At 71.7% G+C, this 17,467-nt stretch carries 15 protein-coding genes; 6 read left to right on the top strand and 9 right to left on the bottom strand.

The genetic code is table 11. The features are described 5' to 3' along the window. Nucleotides 1-37: 37 nt before the first annotated feature. Genes GA0111570_RS05835 through GA0111570_RS05825 form a run of 3 tightly spaced genes read right to left on the bottom strand, consistent with a single transcriptional unit; the run spans nucleotide 38 to nucleotide 3,839 of the window. Entirely contained in the window at nucleotides 38-2,092 is a 2,055-nt protein-coding gene (locus GA0111570_RS05835) for a PTS fructose transporter subunit IIABC (RefSeq protein ID WP_092607718.1), read from the bottom strand. Between the two features lie 8 nt (nucleotides 2,093-2,100). Continuing rightward, on the bottom strand, nucleotides 2,101-3,063 hold the full coding sequence (locus GA0111570_RS05830; RefSeq protein ID WP_092607715.1) for a 1-phosphofructokinase family hexose kinase: 963 nt from the start codon (nucleotides 3,061-3,063) through the stop codon (nucleotides 2,101-2,103). Further along, nucleotides 3,060-3,839, bottom strand: coding sequence for a DeoR/GlpR family DNA-binding transcription regulator (locus GA0111570_RS05825; protein ID WP_092607712.1), 780 nt, complete (start codon nucleotides 3,837-3,839; stop codon nucleotides 3,060-3,062). The genes GA0111570_RS05830 and GA0111570_RS05825 overlap by 4 nt, the downstream gene beginning before the upstream one ends. A 142-nt stretch (nucleotides 3,840-3,981) precedes the next feature. Here GA0111570_RS05825 and ptsP point away from each other — a divergent pair, with 142 nt between their 5' ends. Together ptsP and GA0111570_RS05815 are read left to right on the top strand one after the other, a co-directional pair. Beyond that, nucleotides 3,982-5,685 (top strand): phosphoenolpyruvate--protein phosphotransferase, encoded by a 1,704-nt coding sequence (gene ptsP, locus GA0111570_RS05820; protein ID WP_092607709.1) that lies wholly within the window; start codon nucleotides 3,982-3,984, stop codon nucleotides 5,683-5,685. Further along, nucleotides 5,682-6,002: a hypothetical protein gene (locus GA0111570_RS05815; protein WP_092607706.1), complete on the top strand. Its 321-nt coding sequence runs from the start codon at nucleotides 5,682-5,684 to the stop codon at nucleotides 6,000-6,002. Before ptsP ends, GA0111570_RS05815 begins: the two co-directional genes overlap by 4 nt. A gap of 18 nt (nucleotides 6,003-6,020) precedes the next feature. On the opposite strand, the gene GA0111570_RS05810 is transcribed toward GA0111570_RS05815, so the two are convergent. From GA0111570_RS05810 to GA0111570_RS05800, 3 genes are read right to left on the bottom strand one after another with little or no spacing between them, the layout of a single operon-like run. Beyond that, complete coding sequence (locus tag GA0111570_RS05810) at nucleotides 6,021-6,854, bottom strand: ABC transporter permease (RefSeq protein WP_092607703.1); 834 nt, start codon at nucleotides 6,852-6,854, stop codon at nucleotides 6,021-6,023. Next, nucleotides 6,841-7,782 (bottom strand): ABC transporter ATP-binding protein, encoded by a 942-nt coding sequence (locus tag GA0111570_RS05805; protein WP_092607700.1) that lies wholly within the window; start codon nucleotides 7,780-7,782, stop codon nucleotides 6,841-6,843. Before GA0111570_RS05805 ends, GA0111570_RS05810 begins: the two co-directional genes overlap by 14 nt. Before the next feature lie 3 nt (nucleotides 7,783-7,785). Continuing rightward, on the bottom strand, nucleotides 7,786-8,892 hold the full coding sequence (locus GA0111570_RS05800) for a LolA family protein (protein WP_139283156.1): 1,107 nt from the start codon (nucleotides 8,890-8,892) through the stop codon (nucleotides 7,786-7,788). Nucleotides 8,893-8,988: 96 nt separating this feature from the next. Here GA0111570_RS05800 and GA0111570_RS17290 point away from each other — a divergent pair, with 96 nt between their 5' ends. Then, nucleotides 8,989-9,225, top strand: a complete 237-nt coding sequence (locus tag GA0111570_RS17290; RefSeq protein WP_139283155.1) for a hypothetical protein — start codon at nucleotides 8,989-8,991, stop codon at nucleotides 9,223-9,225. Here the strand turns inward: GA0111570_RS17290 and GA0111570_RS05795 are convergent. Then, nucleotides 9,142-11,274: an alpha-glucosidase gene (locus GA0111570_RS05795; RefSeq protein ID WP_139283154.1), complete on the bottom strand. Its 2,133-nt coding sequence runs from the start codon at nucleotides 11,272-11,274 to the stop codon at nucleotides 9,142-9,144. The two genes, GA0111570_RS17290 and GA0111570_RS05795, sit on opposite strands and share 84 nt — an antisense overlap. 30 nt (nucleotides 11,275-11,304) lie before the next feature. Between GA0111570_RS05795 and GA0111570_RS05790 the strand changes: the two genes are divergently transcribed. Beyond that, a complete protein-coding gene (locus GA0111570_RS05790; RefSeq protein WP_175557348.1) occupies nucleotides 11,305-12,972 on the top strand; it encodes an ABC1 kinase family protein in 1,668 nt (555 codons plus the stop codon). Here GA0111570_RS05790 and GA0111570_RS05785 read toward each other — a convergent pair. Both GA0111570_RS05785 and aroQ read right to left on the bottom strand, forming a co-directional pair. Continuing rightward, entirely contained in the window at nucleotides 12,918-14,723 is a 1,806-nt protein-coding gene (locus tag GA0111570_RS05785; RefSeq protein WP_092607686.1) for a sugar phosphate isomerase/epimerase and 4-hydroxyphenylpyruvate domain-containing protein, read from the bottom strand. The two genes, GA0111570_RS05790 and GA0111570_RS05785, sit on opposite strands and share 55 nt — an antisense overlap. After that, on the bottom strand, nucleotides 14,716-15,165 hold the full coding sequence (gene aroQ / locus GA0111570_RS05780) for a type II 3-dehydroquinate dehydratase (RefSeq protein ID WP_092607683.1): 450 nt from the start codon (nucleotides 15,163-15,165) through the stop codon (nucleotides 14,716-14,718). The genes GA0111570_RS05785 and aroQ overlap by 8 nt, the downstream gene beginning before the upstream one ends. Nucleotides 15,166-15,230: 65 nt before the next feature. On the opposite strand from aroQ, the gene GA0111570_RS05775 reads away from it, so the two are divergent. Next, the gene (locus GA0111570_RS05775; RefSeq protein ID WP_092607680.1) at nucleotides 15,231-15,881 is read left to right on the top strand and encodes a TetR/AcrR family transcriptional regulator; all 651 of its coding nucleotides are present in this window, start codon (nucleotides 15,231-15,233) and stop codon (nucleotides 15,879-15,881) included. A 167-nt stretch (nucleotides 15,882-16,048) separates the two neighbouring features. Continuing rightward, nucleotides 16,049-17,467 carry an MFS transporter gene (locus GA0111570_RS05770; protein ID WP_092607677.1) on the top strand — a complete coding sequence of 473 codons (1,419 nt, stop codon included), beginning with the start codon at nucleotides 16,049-16,051 and terminating at the stop codon, nucleotides 17,465-17,467.

The raw sequence follows: 17,467 nt of genomic DNA, 5'->3' as shown, positions 1-17,467 counted from the left end.
TGGTTGGGTCAGTCTACTGGGCGTGGTCAGGCGGAGATCAGGCGGTGACGGGTACTGCGGCGTCGGTCTCGACGGCGCTGCGTCGGGTCATGGACTTGAGGACGATGACGATCATCGCACTGAGCACCATGCCCGCGACCAGCGCCACCAGGAAGCCCCAGATCGGGTTGATGGCGAAGAACACGAAGATGCCGCCGTGGGGAGCCCGCAGGGTGACGTGGAAGGCCATCGAGAGTGCACCGGTCAGGGCGCCGCCCGCCATCATCGAGGGGATGACCCGCAGCGGGTCGGCCGCGGCGAACGGGATCGCGCCCTCGGAGATGAACGAGGCCCCCAGCAGCCAGGCGGCCCGGCCGTTCTCGAGCTCGGGCTCGGTGAAGAGCTTCGGGCGGACGGTGGTGGCCAGGGCCATCGCCAGCGGCGGGACCATGCCCGTGGCCATCACGGCGGCCATGATCATCAGGGACGCAGTGGTGCCCGAGGACAGGCCGGCGGTGGCGAAGAGGTAGGCCGACTTGTTGACGGGGCCACCCAGGTCGAAGCACATCATCAGGCCGAGGATGATCCCCAGCACGATCGCGCCGCCGCTCGACATGCCGGTCAGCCAGTTCTGCAGGGCGGTCATCAGCGCGGCCAGCGGGCGGCCGAGCAGCAGGTACATCAGCAGGCCGGTGACCAGCGTGGTCAGCAGCGGGATGATCACGACCGGCATCAGGCCGGCGAGCCAGCGCGGTGCCTTGTACGAGCCGATCCACATGGCGACCAGGCCGGCGACCAGGCCGGTGACCAGACCGCCGATGAAGCCGGCGTTGAGGGCCACGGCGATGGCGCCGCCGACGAAGCCGGGAGCGATACCCGGTCGGCCGGCGAGGGCGTACGCGATGTAGCCGGACAACGCCGGGACCAGGAAGCCGAAGGCCGACGCGCCGATGGTGAACAGCACCACGCCGAGGTAGGTCATCAGGCCGCCGGCCGGCAGGTTGCTCAGCGAGTTGTTGGCGAGGATGTCCTTGGCCGTGGTGCCGAGGGCGATCTGGTACCCGCCGAGCAGGAAGCCCAGGGCGATCAGCAGACCGCCGGCGGCGACGAACGGGATCATGTAGGACACGCCGGTCATCAGCGCCTGCTGGATGCGCTTGCCCCAGTTCAGGTTGCCGGTGTCCCCGGCGCTCTTCTCGCCACCGCCGCCACCGGCGATCCGGTGACCGCGCGGGTCGTCGGCCGCTGCGAGCGCCTTGGTGATCAGGCCCCGGGGGTCGGAGATGCCCGCCTTGACGCCCGACTCGGTGCCCGGCTTGCCGGCGAACCGGTCGCGGTCACGTACGCCGACGTCGGTGGCGAAGATCACCGCGTCCGCCGAGTCGATGTACTCCTGCGGCAGCGGGGTGAAGCTGGAGGAGCCCTGGGTCTCGACCTGCAGGTCGTAGCCCATCTCCTTGGCCGCCTGCTCGAGGGAGTCGGCGGCCATGTAGGTGTGGGCGATGCCCGTCGGGCACGCGGTGACCGCGACCAGGCGACGCGGGCCGGCGGCCGGGACCTCCGTGGCGGCGGCAGGGACGGTGGCCGAGCCGGCCGCGACGGCCGCACCGGCAGCGGCTGCACCGGTGGCGGCTGCTGCGGCGGCGGGGGCAGTGCGGGCCGGCGGGTTGATCACGCCGTCGACCAGGTCCACTACCTCCTGCTCGGTCTGCGCCGCGCGCAGGGAGGCGACGAAGTCCTTGCGGACCAGGGCCCGGGCGAGCTTGGAGAGCAGCTTGAGGTGCGCCTGGCCCTCCCCCTCGGCCGCGGCGATCAGGAAGACCAGGTCGGCCGGCCCCTCCTTGTCGCCGAAGTCGACCGCTGGACGGAGCCGGGCGAAGGCCAGCGAACCGGTGGTCATGTGGGTGGAGCGGCAGTGCGGGATGGCGATGCCTCCGGGCAGGCCGGTCGCGGCCTTGGCCTCGCGCTCCAGGACGTCGGCTGACAGGCCGTCCGCGGAGGTGGACCGACCGGCGGCTGCGACGTTCGCCGCCAATGACCGGATGACTTCTTCCTTCGTGGCGCCGAGTTGGGCGTCGAGGGTCACCAGCTGGGTGGTGATGAGATCGGACATTCTGCTTCCTAGTTGGTGTAGGCGGCGACGGAGGCGCCGAGGGGGTCGATCTGGTCGGGACGGGGAACGGTGGTGCCCGGCAGCGCAGTGGCGCCGGAGCCGTAGGCGACCGCCGTACGCAGGCAGTCGGCGGGGGAGTCGCCTCGGACGTGGGCGAGGAGGAAGCCGGCGAGGGAGGAGTCGCCCGCCCCGACCGTGCTGATCGGCACGATCTTCGGCGGGGTGGCGGTCCACGCCCCGTCGGCGCTGGCCAGGACGGCGCCGGCGGCACCGAGCGTGGCGAGCACGTACGTCACCCCGCGCCCCACCAGGCGGCGGGCCGCCTCGACGGTCGGGCCGAAGTCGCCGGCCTCCGCCGCTGTCTCCAGCAGGTCGCCGTCGGCGCCGGTGAGCTGGGCCAGCTCGTACGCGTTGGGCTTGAGCAGGTCGGGGGCCGCGCCCGGCATCCGGTCGGCCAGCCCGGTCAACGGGCTGTCCGAGGTGTCGACGGCGATCAGGGCCGAGGTCTCACGGAGGGCCTCGACCAGGTCGGCGTACCAGTCGGTCTGCGGTCCCGGGGGAAGCGATCCGCACAGGGCCACCCAGCGTGCCTCCCGGGCGTGCTCGACCAGTGCGTCGCGCAGCACGGTGAGCGCCTCCGGTGCCAGCAGGGCGCCGGGCTCGTTCAGCTTGGTCGTGGTGCCGTCGTCCTCGGTCAGGGTGATGTTGGTACGGACCCGCGCCGTGACCGGGATCGCCCGGTGCGGGACGTCGGCCTCGACGAGGGCCTCGGTCAGCGGGTGGCGGTCGGGTGAGGGCAGTACGGCCAGGGTGGGCACGTCGGCCAGGCGCAGGGCCCGGGAGACATTGATCCCCTTGCCGCCCGGACCGTCGTGGACGGACCGGAGGCGGTTGACGCTCCCGCGTTCGAGCGGGGCGCCGAGCTCGGCCGTACGGTCGATGCTCGGGTTGGCGGTGAAGGTGACGATCATGCGACCACTACTTCGATGTCGTTGTCGGACAGGGCGGAGGCGAGGGAGCCGGTGGGCTTCGCATCGGTGATGAGCACGTCGAGGTCCTTGAGTGCGGCGAACCTGATGAAGAAGTCGTGCCCGAACTTGGTCTGGTCGGCGAGGACCACTCGGCGCCTGGCGACCGCGACCATGCCGCGCTTGACCGCGGCCTCGGCCGCGTCAGGCGTGGTCAGGCCGAAACCCGCGGAGATGCCGTTGGTGCCGAGGAAGACGACGTCTACCCGGACCCGGCCCAGGAGCTCCAGGGTGGTGGGGCCGACGGTGGCCTGGGTGACGGCGCGCACCGTGCCGCCGAGCATCAGCACGGTGTGCTGCTCGACGGCGGTGAGGGCGAGGGCGGCGGGGACCGAGTTGGTCACCACCGACAGCCCGCTGTACGCGCGGGGCTGCTGGACCAGGGCGGAGGCCAGCGCCCCCGTCGTGGAGCCGGCGTCGAGGACGATCGTGCCGTCGGATGCCGGGACGTAGGTGAGGGCGGCTGCGGCGATCGCACGCTTGGCCTCGGCGTTCTCGACCTCGCGGTCGGGGAGGGCGGCCTCGTGGGCCTCGAAGCCGTCCAGGGGGATGGCCCCGCCATGGACACGTCGTAGGGCACCCTCCCCTTCCAGCACGTCCAGGTCCCGGCGTATCGTCTCGGGTGCCACCGCGAACTGCTCAGCGAGGTCGGCGACCCGGACGCGACCGGCGTTGCGCGCCGCGTCGACGATCGCAGCCCGGCGCTCTTCCGCGTACATGAATCCTCCTCGAGATGAATGTCCGGGTCTGCCCGTTTGGCTGTGACCTCTGAGAAGAAGTATGCCCGTTTGTGTTGGAATGTCAACGCCATTCCGTTAACGTTGAGCCAAGCGCACAACTTCGAAGAGGAAGAAGATCCCAATGACGTCTGCGCGTTTCCGGGCCACCATCCCGGGCGAACCTGTCACCCTGACCGGACTCGGTGTCGTCGGCGGAGTCGGCTATGCCCCGGTGCAGTGGGTCCGCCCCCGCCCCGAGCTGCCCACCGCCGGCCCCGAGGTCCCCGAGGATGCCCGCCAGGGCGAGAAGGAGCGGTTCGCCGCCGCGGCCGCCACCGTCGGCAGCCGCCTGGCCAGCCGGGCATCGATGGTCACCGGGCACGCCTCCGAGGTGCTCGCCGCCACGTCCGCGCTCGCCACGGACCGCGGCTGGCAGCGTACGGTCAACAAGCACATCGATGGTGGCGCCTCGGCCGAGTGGGCCGCCGTCCAGGCGACCGGCACGTTCGTGGCCAAGTTCGAGAAGATCGGCGGCCTGATGGCCGAGCGGACGACCGACCTGAAGGACGTTCGTGACCGGGTCATCGCCGAGCTGCGCGGTGAGCCCGAGCCGGGCGTGCCCGACCCGCAGGAGCCGGTCGTGCTGCTGGCCGACGACCTCGCACCCGCCGACACCGCCGGCCTGCGCCCGGAGGTCATCGCCGCCCTGGTCACCGCCCTGGGCGGCAAGACCAGCCATACCGCGATCATCGCCCGCCAGCTCGGCATCCCCTGCGTCGTGGCGGTCGGCGAGCTGCTGTTCCAGGTCGAGGACGGCACCCAGCTGCTCGTCGACGGCGAGACGGGCGAGCTCACCCAGAACCCGGAGGGCGAGCTGGCGCACCGGATGGTTGCCGAGGCGGCCGAGAAGGCGGACCGGATCCGCGCCTGGCAGGGCCCGGCGCAGACCTCCGACGGCTACCGGGTCCAGCTGCTGGCCAACGTCCAGGACGGCGCCGCCGCCCGCAAGGCCGCCGCACCGGGCATCGCCGAGGGCGTGGGGCTGTTCCGCACCGAGCTGGCCTTCCTCAGCGCCCAGGTCGAGCCGACCCTGGAGGAGCAGACGGCCGTCTACCTGGAGGTCTTCGAGGCCTTCCGGGGACACAAGGTCGTCGTCCGCACCCTGGATGCCGGGTCGGACAAGCCGTTGGTCTTCGCGAACATGCCGAACGAGGAGAACCCCTCCCTCGGCGTACGCGGGATGCGGATCGCCCTGGACCGCCCCGAGCTGATGACCCACCAGCTGGACGCGATCAAGGCGGCCGCCGAGGCCTCCGACGTCGAGGCCTGGGTGATGGCTCCGATGATGTCCACCGTCAGCGAGGCCGAGTGGTTCGCCGGGCTGTGCCGTGAGCGCGGGCTGTTCCCGGGCGTGATGGTCGAGGTCCCGGGTGTCGCGCTGCGCGCCGACAAGGTGCTGGAGCACGTCGAGTTCTTCTCGATCGGCACCAACGACCTGTCGCAGTACACGATGGCCGCCGACCGGATGTCGCCGTACCTGTCGACCCTCACCGACCCGTGGCAGCCGGCAGTGCTCCGCCTGGTGCAACTCACCGCGGAGGCCGGCCAGCGGGCCGGCAAGCCTGTCGGGGTGTGCGGCGAGGCGGCCGCGGACCCGCTGCTGGCCTGTGTGCTGACCGGTCTCGGCGTGACCTCGCTGTCGGCGGCGGCCCCGGCGCTGGCCGCCGTGGGTGCCCAGCTGTCGGCGGTCACCCTCGACCAGTGCCGCCGCGCCGCTGCGGCGGCCGTTGACGCCAAGGGCTCGATCGAGGCGCGCGAGGAGGCCACCGCTATCCTCGGGGGGTGAAACGTCTGTGGCCCTTCCTCCTGGCGGTCGTCGTCTTCCTGGTGCTGGTGCTGGGGATCCTGTGGCGTTCGTACGCCGACAGGCTCCCCGGCGCCGGCCGGATGTGTGAGGCGGGACTAGGAGTCGCGGGTGGCGCGAGCTGCCAGCTCGCCGTTGCCACCCGCGACTCCGTGGCCAAGGTCACCGGTGCTGCCGCGCAGTTCCAGGTGCAGGCGTTCAACCCCCTGCTCGGTGCCGACGTACCGTTCACGTGCGTCCGGGGGAAGGTGCTCCGCTGTGAGGGGCCGACCGGCGAAGTGGTGCTGATCGCCCCCTGACGCGCCTCCTACGACCTGTCAGCTGGTGATGTCGCGGCGGATGAAGGTCGCCCAGGCGGCGACGTAGAAGACCACGGCGTAGCCGAGGGCCAGCCACAACCCTGCGACGATCCCGTCGGTGAAGACCGGCTGGCGGAACAGGTCCCCGAAAGCCGGCCAGTGGTGCACCAGCAACCAGGGATGCAGGAAGGCCAACTGGGGGACCGCGTCCAGGATCCACATCAGCGTCGACACGGCGGTGGTCGCCACCATCGCCACGATGGGCTGTTCGGTCAGGGTCGAGATGAACAGGCCGATGGCCGCCAGCGCGGCCAGGCCCGCGGTCACGTAGAGCATGGCCAGCAGGAGGCGTACGGAGGCCACCCCCATCCCGATCTGGATGCCGGACAGGGTGGTCACCGGCCCCAGGCCGAAGGCCACGCCACCGGCGACCACACCGGCCACGGCCACCACGGCAACGCCGGCCAGCCCGCCGATCACCAGCGCCACGTACTTGACCGCCAGCAGTCGTGAGCGCGGCACCGGGACGGTGAGCAGGTAGCGCAGCGTGCCCAGGTTCGCCTCGCTGGCGATCGCGTCCCCCGCGAGGATCGCGATCGCCAGCGGCAGGAACAGGGTGAGCTCCACCGACAGCGCGGCGAGCGCCACGAAGATGCCGTTCGACGTGATCGAGCTGAAGAAGTCGGGGCCGTGCTCTCCCTGGTGACCGGACAGCCGCAGCGTCACCGCGAGCATCACCGGGATGCCGGCCAGTACCAGCAGGCCGATCTGGTTGCGCCGCCGGCCGAACACCAGGCGGAGCTCGGACCCCAGGAAGCGGAACCAGCCGCTGACCCCGCTAGCCACTGACATCGAAACCCTCTCCGGTCAGGCCGATGAAGACGTCCTCCAGGGAGGGTGCCCGGACGGTGAACTCGCGCACCCCGACGCCCGCGGCGACCAGGGCGGCCACGACCGCCTCGGGCGCCTGGTCCATCCCGCCGGCCAGCACGGTGTCACCCTGGTGGCTCGTCTCGTCGGCACCCATCCGCCGCAGGACAGTGATCGCCTCGGCGGGCTCGCCCGTGCGCAGCCGCAGCAGCGTACGACCTTGCGAGCGCAGTTGGTCGATCGGTCCCTGGGCGACCAGCCGGCCCTCGCGCATCACGCCCAGGTGGGTGCAGACCTGCTCGATCTCGGACAGCAGGTGGCTGGAGACCAGGACGGTGATGCCGTCCGCGGCGAGTGAGTCGATCAGGTGCCGTACCTCGCGGGTGCCCTGCGGGTCCAGGCCGTTGGTCGGCTCGTCGAGGACCAGCAGGTCACGGGGCACCAGCAGGCCGGCGGCGATGCCGAGGCGCTGCTTCATGCCCAGCGAGTAGACCCGGAAGCGCTTGTCCCGGGCGTGTTGCAGGCCGACCCGCTCCAGCGCGGTCGCGATCCGCTCCGGCGCGGTGCGCGGGTCGCTGGTGGCGTCGGCGGCGTCCAGCCGGGCCAGGTTGGCACGCCCGCTCAGTTGCGGGTGGAAGGCTGGCCCCTCGACCAGGGCGCCGACCCGGGGGAGCACCCTCGTCACCTGGGCCGGCACCGCCGAACCCAGCATGGTGATCTCGCCGGCGGTGGGGCGGGCCAGGCCGAGCAGCATCCGGATCGTGGTGGTCTTGCCCGAGCCGTTCGGCCCGAGGAAGCCGTACACCGACCCGGTCGGCACGTCGAGGTCGATCCCGTCGACGACCCGGCGTCCGCCGAAGGTCTTGGTCAGCCCGGTCGTACGGATCGCCGGCGCCTCTGGGGTGGCCACCGGTCAGCGCAGCGCGGCGTACAGGCGATCGGCGGGGACGGCACCGACGGCGACCCGTCCGTCATCGGTGAGGACGGCGGAGAACAGGGTGCCGGTCAGCAGCCGTCCGCTGCCCCAGTCACCGCTGACCCGCGGCAGCGAGTCGAGCAGGGCCTTGGCCTGCTGGGCCTGGGCGTTGTCGGTGCCCGACGTGGAGGTCAGCGCCGATCCGGTCTTCGTCACGACCACCGTGTCCCAGCCGTCGCCGACGACCGTGGGCTTGGCCTGGTCGGTCTTCGTGGCATCCGTGGGCGCCTGCTTGTCGGCCTGCGTCGGCGGAGCCACCTCCTGGACGGTGGTGCCGGCCGGGGCGGTGAACGTGAACAGGCCGGCGTCCGGGGAGGTGTAGTCGATCTTCGAGTAGCCGACCTGGAGGGCAGGCTTGTCGACACCCTTGCCCAGCACGGTCACGTCGAGGACCAGGTGGGTCTCGGCGTCGATCGCGAAGGTGACCGACTGCACCAGGGTGTCCTCGGTCGCGGCGGGGGTGAGGACCAGCTCGTACGCGTCCCGGCCCGCCACCCGGGCGGTCCCCGAGGTGGTGACGGTGGTGCTCGGGTCCATCGCCGCGAGGACCTGCTGGGCGGCCTGCTGCGGCGTGGTCGGGGCGCCCGAGGGCACCGGGGTGGGCTGGTGCTCGGTCGCCGTACGGTTGGCGGTCAGGTGCTTGGCGGTGCGGTCAGCGCTGGAGTAGGTCCACACGTCGGAGCCGTTGTGGATGATCGAGGTCTCCTCGTTGGAGCCGATCACCGAGACCCGGCTGCGGTCCTGGCCGTCCAGCCAGACACGGACGGTGTTGTCGCCGGACAGCAGGGCGGTCGGGTCGCTGCTGGAGGTGCCCGTGCCGGTGGGCAGGGCGGGCAGGCCCAGGTCGGCAGAGGTCTGCACGGTTCCGCTCAGGGCCTGGACGGTGGGGGACTGGACGTCGACCAGCAACTGCTCGGCCGTGCGCGGCGGCAGGCTGGGGGAAGCCTGCGCGGAGGTAGCCACGACGGCCCCGCCGCCGAGGAGTGCCACGGTGGAGGCAGCCGCCATCCATCGGGTGCGTCGAGTTCGACCCTGGGGGTTCATGCGTCCAGTCTAGGTCGCCGGATCGACCCTCGACAGGGACGGACGGCCCTGGTCCGTGGCATGCTGAGAGAGCACTGCTCTCTGAAAGGATCACTGATGCGTTCTGCTGCCCTGATCGCCGGCCTCCTGATGGCCGTCTACCTGGTCCTGCCGCAGTTCTGGCTGCCCGCGCCCGGCCGGATGGCCTTCGGGGTCGCCTTCCTGCTCGCGGCGGTGTGGTTCGGCGTCCGTACGCCGGGGCCGTCCCGGTCAGAGCAGGCGGATCCGGGCAGCGATACCAGCAGCAGCGGCGTCCTCGGCGCGGTGCAGGACCGGGGGCTGGCCCACCAGTGAGCGGATCCTGACCACCCGGTCCCCATCGAACTCCTCGCCGGTCCAGACCAGCACCCAGCGGCCGGGCGGCAGCGCGACGTCCCGGCCGCCCTTGCCGGGCTCGAGCACCGGGGCGACCAGGAAGCTGCGCCCGAAGAAGTACTGGTCATCGCGCCGCGCGGCCCCGGTGCCGGGTGCCTCCAGCCAGCAGTGCCGCATCGCGGGGACCTCGTCGGCGACCACCCCGGCCCGGTAGGAGGCAAGTTCGGCGAACACCCGGGTCTGCTGGGCGAAGCCCGGCGCGACGTCCGCGTCGTACACCTGGGCGTTCTCCTCCGGACGGTTGCCCTCGTGGGTGCGCAGCACCGGGGACCACACCGACCACTCGCTCCAGCGCAGCAGCAGTTCGGCGTCCCGGCGGGTCCGGATCACGGCCTGCGGCAGCGAGGTGTAGCCGCCGACGTCGGTGTGGTTGACCGGCAACCCGCTGACGCCCCCGGCGAGGATGCCGAGCAGCGCCGAGGCCATCCCGTCGTGCCGGTCCCAGGACATCAACTGGTCCCCGGCCCAGTGCGGCGCCCGCGACCCGCGCCAGGCCGACCGGTGGAAGACGAAGTCCTCCGGGCCCCGGACCGAGGTGTTCAGCTCCTCCCACAGCTGCGGCCAGCGGTTGTGCAACTCGCGCGGATCCCCGTCGTGCAGGACCGCGTCGAACGGCAGCGACTCCCCGAAGTCGGCCATCCAGCCGCCGGTCCCGGGCAGCGCGGCGAGGACCTCCGCGAACCACGCGTACGCCGCCGGGTTGGTCAGGTCGACCAGGCTGGCGTTGAAGCCGTCCTGGTCCAGAACATAGGGGCCACCGCCGGGATGGCCGACCAGGAAGTCGCGCGCCAGCGCCTCCTGGTACAGGTTGCGGCGCACCCCGCCGGGCTTCTCGCCGGGGTCGACCACGAAGGGGTTGACGTAGGTGAGTACCCGGATGTCGCGGGCGGTGAGTTCGGCGACCAGTTCCTCCCAGCCCGGGTAGTGCTGCCGGTCCAGCTCCCAGGTCCACCACAACCGGCTGCCGAAGTTCGTGGTTCGCCGGCCCACCCAGTCCTGCACCCAGACCCCGGCGATCCGGGCCCCGTCGAGGGCGGCCAGCTTGCGGCGCACCTCGTCGGTCCCGCCCTGCAGGCTGATGATGGCGCCCTCGCCGGTCCAGGCCGGCAGCGCGTCGTGGGGCGTACGGACCAGCTCTCCCGGGGTGGCGGCGGTCCGCCAGTGGCCGCGGATCCGGTCCGACCACACGCCCACGTCCAGCCGGTCGCCGCGCAGGTCGACCTCGGCGACCTCGTCCTGCTCCCAGGCCAGGCCTCGCAGCGCGTCGGTGACCAGGGCCGGCATCGGGGCGTACGTGGTGGTCGGCGAGCCACCGGCCCCCTTGGTCTGCTCGGACAGCACGGTGAGCGGCTGCTTGCCGCGCCCGACGCCCTGCTCGCGGGTCACCAGCACCACCTGCCGGCCGCGCAGGTCGAAGTCGGTGAACTGCTCGCCCAGCCCGTGCACCCCCTCGTCGCGGGCCAGGTCGGAGCGCAGCACCACCAGGTCGGTCCCCGGCACCGAGACGTCCACGTCGAGCACGTCGCCGGCCGAGCGCAGCGTCATCCGCCAGGGCAGGTGCTCACCGCCCCGTACGCCCAGCACGCCGATCAGCAGCAGTTCCTCGGGCGACGTCAGGGTGGCCGTCCGGCACACGACGTCGACCCAGAGCGCGTCGAGCCGGCGGTGCCGGCTGAAGTGGCCGTGTACGTCGACCCAGTCCAGGCCGCCGCGTCCGGCGGCGAGTACGCCGGTGCTCGACCACCACACCGGGACGCCGTCGTGCAGTACCCGGAAGGTCCGGCCGAGCTCGACCAGGTGGCGCCCGATCGGGTAGTCGCCCGCGGCCTGGCCGGGGTCCCAGCCGCCGTGCGGGAGGCCGGGCGTCGGCCGGTACGGACCGCGCAGTTCCACCCCGGCCGTGGCCAGGGCACCCACCGCCACCACGCCACCACCCAGTCCCAGCGCCGCCCGACGGTTCAGCCGCATGCTGGACATCGTCGCATGTACGGTGGGGACATGCCCGGTCACCTGCAGAGGTACAGGGAGATCGCGCAGGTGCTCTCCCGCAACGGTCTGTACGCGACGGCCTACCAGGCCGGTCTCGGCCGCTGGCTGCCCGCGCTCGGCCATGGCTTCGTCAACCCGCGTGACCACGACGACATCCGGCCCGAGATCCTGGTCCAGACGCTGCGCGACCTGGGCACCACGTACATCAAGCTCGGCCAGGCGCTCTCCATGCGCCGCGACCTGCTGCCGGATGCCTACTGCGACGCGCTGGACACCCTGACCGACAGCGAGCCGCCGGTGCCGGTCGCCGACATCCGCTCGGTGCTGCGCGCCGACCTGGGGGCCGACGCCGGGGAACTGTTCGCCGAGTTCGACGAGATCCCGATCGCGACCGCCTCGATCGGGCAGGTGCACGCGGCGATCCTGCACGACGGCCGCGAGGTGGTGGTCAAGGTCCGCAAGCCCGGCGTCGTCGACCGGGTCAACCAGGACCTGGAGATCCTCGGCAACATCGCCCGGCACCTGACCCGCAACTCCGGCTTCTTCGCCGATATCGGCATCGTCGGACTGGTCGAGGAGTTCAGCCGCTCGCTGCGCGACGAGATGGACTACGGCATCGAGGCGCACGCCTGCGAGGAGTTCGGCCGCTACTTCGCCGGCGACGCCCGGATCCACATCCCCTGGATCCACTGGGACACCAGTTCGACCCGGGTGCTGACCATGGAGCGGCTGCACGGCATCCGGATCGAGGACGTCGCCGCACTGGACGCGGCCGGGATCGACCGGCACTCGCTGGCGCTGCGCAGCTGCGAGATGCTGCTGCGGATGGTCTTCGAACTGGGCCGCTTCCACGCCGACCCGCACTCGGGCAACCTCTTCGTGGAGCCTGATGGCACGATCGGGGTGATCGACTTCGGCATGATCGGGACGATGACCCCGTCGATGGCCCGGCACTTCGCCACGATCATCGTCGGGATGTTCCGCAACGACCCGAGCGTGGTGGCCGAGGCGCTGGTCACCCTCGCCCCGCCCCGCGGCGTGCTGGACCGGGCCGCCCTGCGCAAGGAGGTCACCGGCCTGCTCAGCGCGATGGAGGGGCGTCGGCTGGCCGACATCCGGGCCGTCGAGATCGGCAGCTACCTGTTCCGGATCGTCCGCAGCCAGCGGCTCGCGCTGCCCGCCGACATCGTGCTGCTGGTCCGGATGCTCGCCATCGCCGACGGCCTGGGCCGGCGCCTCGATCCCACCTTCCGGCTCGAGGACGCCCTCAACCCGTTCGCCGAGCACCTGCTGCTGCAGCAGCTCGACCCGCGCAGCTGGGCGGGGCGGGCCCGGGAGGCGACGCTGGACGCGGTGATGTTCAGCGCCGAGCTGCCCACGTACGCCCGCCGGCTGCTGGACCGGCTCGACCGGGAAGGGGTCGACATCAAGATCAACGCCGACGAGCTCGCCCCCCTGATGAGCCGGGCCGAGGGGATGACCGACCGGCTCATCCTCGGGCTGATCGTCTCGGCGATGATCGGCGGCGGCTCGAACATCCTGGTCGCCAACACCGAGAAGCTCGGCCGGTTCGCAGGCCCGGTGCTGGGCACGATGTGGGCGATCCTCGGTGCCACCGGCGGCTACCTGGCCTGGACCGGCCGGCCCTGGGGACGGTCCCGCGGCAGGAAGCGCTGACGGGAGTGCGCGGCCAGCCGGATCTGCGTGTTCGGCGCCCCGTACCCGCGGTAGCCGTCGATCCGCTGCAGCATCTCCAGGTAGAAGCCGTTCCCCAGGACAGGGGTATAGACGTGCAGCAGCTCGCCCTGCGGGCCGCGGTCGTACAGCACCCCGTGCTCGCGTAGCAGCTCCAGCTGCGCCTCCGGCAGGTCGAAGCGCGCCGCCAGGTCGACGTAGTAGTTGTCCGGCACCGGCATCAGCTCCAGGCCGGCCGCCCGGACCCGGCGCACCACGGCGACGACGTCCGGCACCGCGAAGGCGACCTGGTTCAGCCCGCGCCGGGCCTCGTCCGGGCGGGTGCCGTCGTCGACCGAGAGGATGACCCGCAGATCGCCCTCGGCGGGGGTCACCGGGCGGCTGCGCATCCGCCCGTTCGGCTGGATGAACTCGGTCATGTCGCCGGCCCGCATCCCCAGCACCGTACGGAAGAAGGACTGCTCGGCGGGCAGCAGGTTCGGGTCCACCGAGGCGCCCACATGGTCGATGCCCAGCCAGTCTCCCGGGCCCGGGGCGAGCGTCGCGCTCGGCTCCAGGTAGACCGACAGCCCGCTGGGGGAGTCCAGGCCGGGGCGGCCACCCCGGACCCGCGGCCACAGCATCGCCTCGGCCCGGGTGGTGACGTCGGTCGGCTCGGCGACCGCCACGCCCAGCGCGGTCACGGCGGCCGGCCGATCGGTCGGCGAGTCGTCCGGCAGGACCGTCGCCGCGCCGTTGTGCCAGCGGCCCTGCCCCGCGCCGGTGAACCCGAGCGCCCCGAGCAGGTCCTCCAGCTCGCGGGCCGGGCCCGGACCGCCGGTGGAGATCTCCACCCAGGCCGGGTCCACCCGGGTCGGCGCGGCCGGCGGGTCGAACAGGTCGATCCGCGGCCGCTCGCCGGCGTGCTCGGGGGCGTCCCACCAGCCGCGCAGCTCCTCCTCCAGGTGCAGCAGCGAGCGCATCGCGTCGAGGGCGGTGGTCCGGGGGTCGGCCTCGCGCACGACGTCGCTGAAGACCTCCAGGGACAGCGGCCCGCGATAGCCCCGCCGGAGCACGTCGGCCACCAGCGGTGCGACGTCCAGGTTGCCCTGGCCGGGGAAGCAGCGGAAGTGCCGGGACCAGTCGAGGATGTGCATGCCCAGCCGCGGGGCGTCGGCGATCTGCAGGAAGGTGATCCGGTCCCCGGGCACGTCGGCCAGAGCCTCCGGACCGTCCCCGCGGGCGAGCATGTGGAAGGTGTCCACCACGACGCCCAGGTGCGGGTGGTCCACCCGGCGTACGACGTCCCAGGCCTCGGCGAACCGGCTGGTGGTGCGTCCCCACGCCAGTGCCTCGTAGCCGACCCGGATCCCCGCCTCCGCGGCGACGCCCGCGACGGCGGCGAGCTGCTCGGCCATCAGGTCGCGGTCCTCCACGGCGTCGGGTCGTACCGAGGAGCAGACCAGCGCCCGGTCGACGCCGAGCAGTCCCATCACCTCGAACTTGGCCCGGACCCGGTGCAGTACCGCGTCGAACTGGTCGGGCGGTGTGCCCTCGACGTCGCGGATCGGCTGGAACAGGTCGATCGCCAGGCCCAGGTCGGCGCACCGCGCGACCATCTCGGCGGGGGAGAGCGGGCTGGACACCAGATCCGCGTCGAACAGTTCGATCCCGTCGAAGCGGGCCGCCGAGATCGCCTCGAGCTTGCGGTCGAGGGTCCCGCCGACCGAGACGGTGGCGATGGCCTTACGCACGGTGACGCCCCACCAGGGTCGCGATCCGTTCCACGGCGAAGCGGTAGCCCTCGATGCCGCACCCGACGATCACCGCGTCCGCGATGTCGGACAGGTAGGAGTGGTGCCGGAACGGCTCGCGGGCGTGCACGTTCGAGATGTGCACCTCGACCAGCGGGCCGGTGACGGTGACCAGCGCGTCGCGCAGCGCCACCGAGGTGTGCGTGAACGCACCGGCGTTGACCACGAAGCCGGCCGCCTTGGTGCGCATCTCGTGGATCGCGTCGAGGAGGACGCCCTCGTGGTTGCTCTGCACGCAGCGGACGCCGAACCCGGCGGCGCGGGCGCTGTCGGTGCAGAGCGCCTCGACGTCGGCGAGGGTGTCGTGGCCGTACACCTCCGGTTGGCGCTGGCCGAGCAGGTTGAGGTTGGGTCCGTTGAGGACGGCGAGGTAGGGGGTCATGATTCGGCTCCGATCGGGTTCGATGTCAGACTGGGGCCACCAGTGGTGGCGGATGAGGAGGAACGGTGGCGAACGGGCGGCGGGACGAGGAGCTGTCCCGGGATGCGGTGCGGACGAGGGCGGAGATCCTGCAGGTCGCCACCGCGGAGTTCGCGCGCTCGGGCCTGTCGGGGGCCAGGGTGGACGAGATCGCCGCGCTGACCCGGACCACCAAGAGGATGATCTACTACTACTTCGGTGGCAAGGGCGGCCTGTACGCCGCCGTGCTGGAGGAGGCGTACGCCGGGATCCGCCGGGCCGAGCAGAAGCTCGACCTCGCCGCGCTGTCCCCCGTCGAGGCGATGCGAACGATAGTCGAGTTCGGCTTCGACTACCACGCCGAACACCCTGAACTCGGCCGGCTGGTGTCGATCGAGAACATCCACCATGCCGAGCACCTGCGCGCCTCCGAGCGCCAGATCCCGATCAACACCCCGGTACTGGCGATGCTCGACGAGGTGCTGGCCCGCGGCTGGGAGGACGGTTCGTTCCGCCGGCCAGGGGTGCGGTCCATCGACGTCCACCTGATGGCGATGTCCTGGGCGATCTTCCAGGTGACCAACCGGCCGACGATCGAGGCCAGCTTCGGCCACGACATGGCCGCCCCGGAGAACCGGGCGACTGCTCGCCGGATCGCCGTCGAGGCCATCCTGGCCTGGTTGCGTACGACGGACTGAAGCCTGCTGCGGCAGGTCGCAGAGCATCCCATCACCTCCTTGGAATTGGGTCTTGCCAAGAATGTACCAAACAGTTCATGATGTATGTACTAGTTAGTTCATAGCTGGTGCAGGGCCCCCGGCCCGGACCCACCACGAGACCATCCAATGGTGAATGGAGACCTCGCATGTCCCTCCCGAAGACGTCGATCCGCCCCACGGCGGCCGACCACGAACCCCAGGGCGCCCACGCGCCGCGGCGCGCCGCAGCCAGTGGCTGGATCGGCAGCGCGCTGGAGTACTACGACTTCTTCATCTACGCCCAGGCCGCGGCGCTGATCTTCCCGCAGCTGTTCTTCCCCAAGGGGGACCCGCAGGTCGCCCTGGTCGCCTCGCTGGCCACCTACGGCGTCGGTTACGTCGCCCGTCCGATCGGCGCGTTCTTCCTCGGCCGCTGGGGCGACACCCACGGCCGCAAGAACGTCCTGGTCCTCTGCATGCTGATGATGGGCCTGTCCACCCTGGCGGTGGCGTTCCTGCCCACCTATGCGCAGGTCGGCGTACTGGCCCCCGCGCTCCTGGTCCTGCTGCGCCTGGTCCAGGGCTTCGCGGTCGCCGGTGAGCTGTCCGGGGCCAGTTCGATGATCGTGGAGCATGCGCCGTTCGGCCGTCGTGGCTACTTCGCGAGCTTCACCCTGCAGGGCACGCAGTTCGGCCAGATCCTGGCCGCCGCGATCTTCATCCCGATGGCCCGGCTGCTGCCGGACCAGGCGTTCACCTCGTGGGGCTGGCGGGTGCCGTTCGTGCTCAGCGTGGTCGTCGTGGTGGCCGGTTGGCTGATCCGCCGTCGCGTACCGGAGACCCCGGCCTTCAAGGAGGAGACCGAGACCGCCGCCGTACCCGAGAACCCGATCGTCGTCGCCTTCCGCGAGAGCGGCGGCAACATGATCCGCGTCATGCTGATGGCCCTGATGAACGTGATCCCGACCGTCACCACCATCTTCGGTGCGGCGTACGCCACCCAGGCCGCGTACGGTATCGGCTTCCACAAGGACGTCTACCTGTGGATCCCGGTGGTCGGCAACATCGTCGCCGTCGTCGTGATCCCGTGGGTCGGCACGCTCGGGGACCGGTTCGGCCGCCGCATCCCGATCGTCGTCGGGGCAGTCGGCTCCGGCGTGATGTCCTTCGGGTACCTGTGGGCGATCAGCCAGCACTCGGTCACCCTCGCGATCGTCTTCTCGATCGTGATGTGGGGCCTGGTCTACCAGGGCTACAACGCCACCTTCCCCTCCTTCTTCGCCGAGCTGTTCCCCACCCGCACCCGCGTCACCTCGATGGCCATCGCCCAGAACATCGGCACCATGCTGACCGCCTTCCTGCCGGCCATCTTCGCCCTGGTCGCCCCGCCCGGCAGCATCGGCATCCCGATGCGGATCGGCGCGATCACCCTGGCCATCACCGTGGTCTGCGCCCTCGCCGCCCTGTCGGCACGGGAGACCTACCGGCTGCACGTGCACGACCTGGGCGAGCGGGACGGCGTCCCGATCCCGCGTCCCGAGTACCTGCGCCTGCGCCGCGAGGCCGGCGGAAGCCAGCTGGGCTGA

This window comes from Raineyella antarctica (assembly GCF_900092135.1).
In the GTDB taxonomy this organism is placed as follows: domain Bacteria; phylum Actinomycetota; class Actinomycetes; order Propionibacteriales; family Propionibacteriaceae; genus Raineyella; species Raineyella antarctica.
The sequence above is the reverse complement of the archived record's forward strand: the minus strand, read 5'-3'. Positions and strand labels throughout refer to the sequence as shown.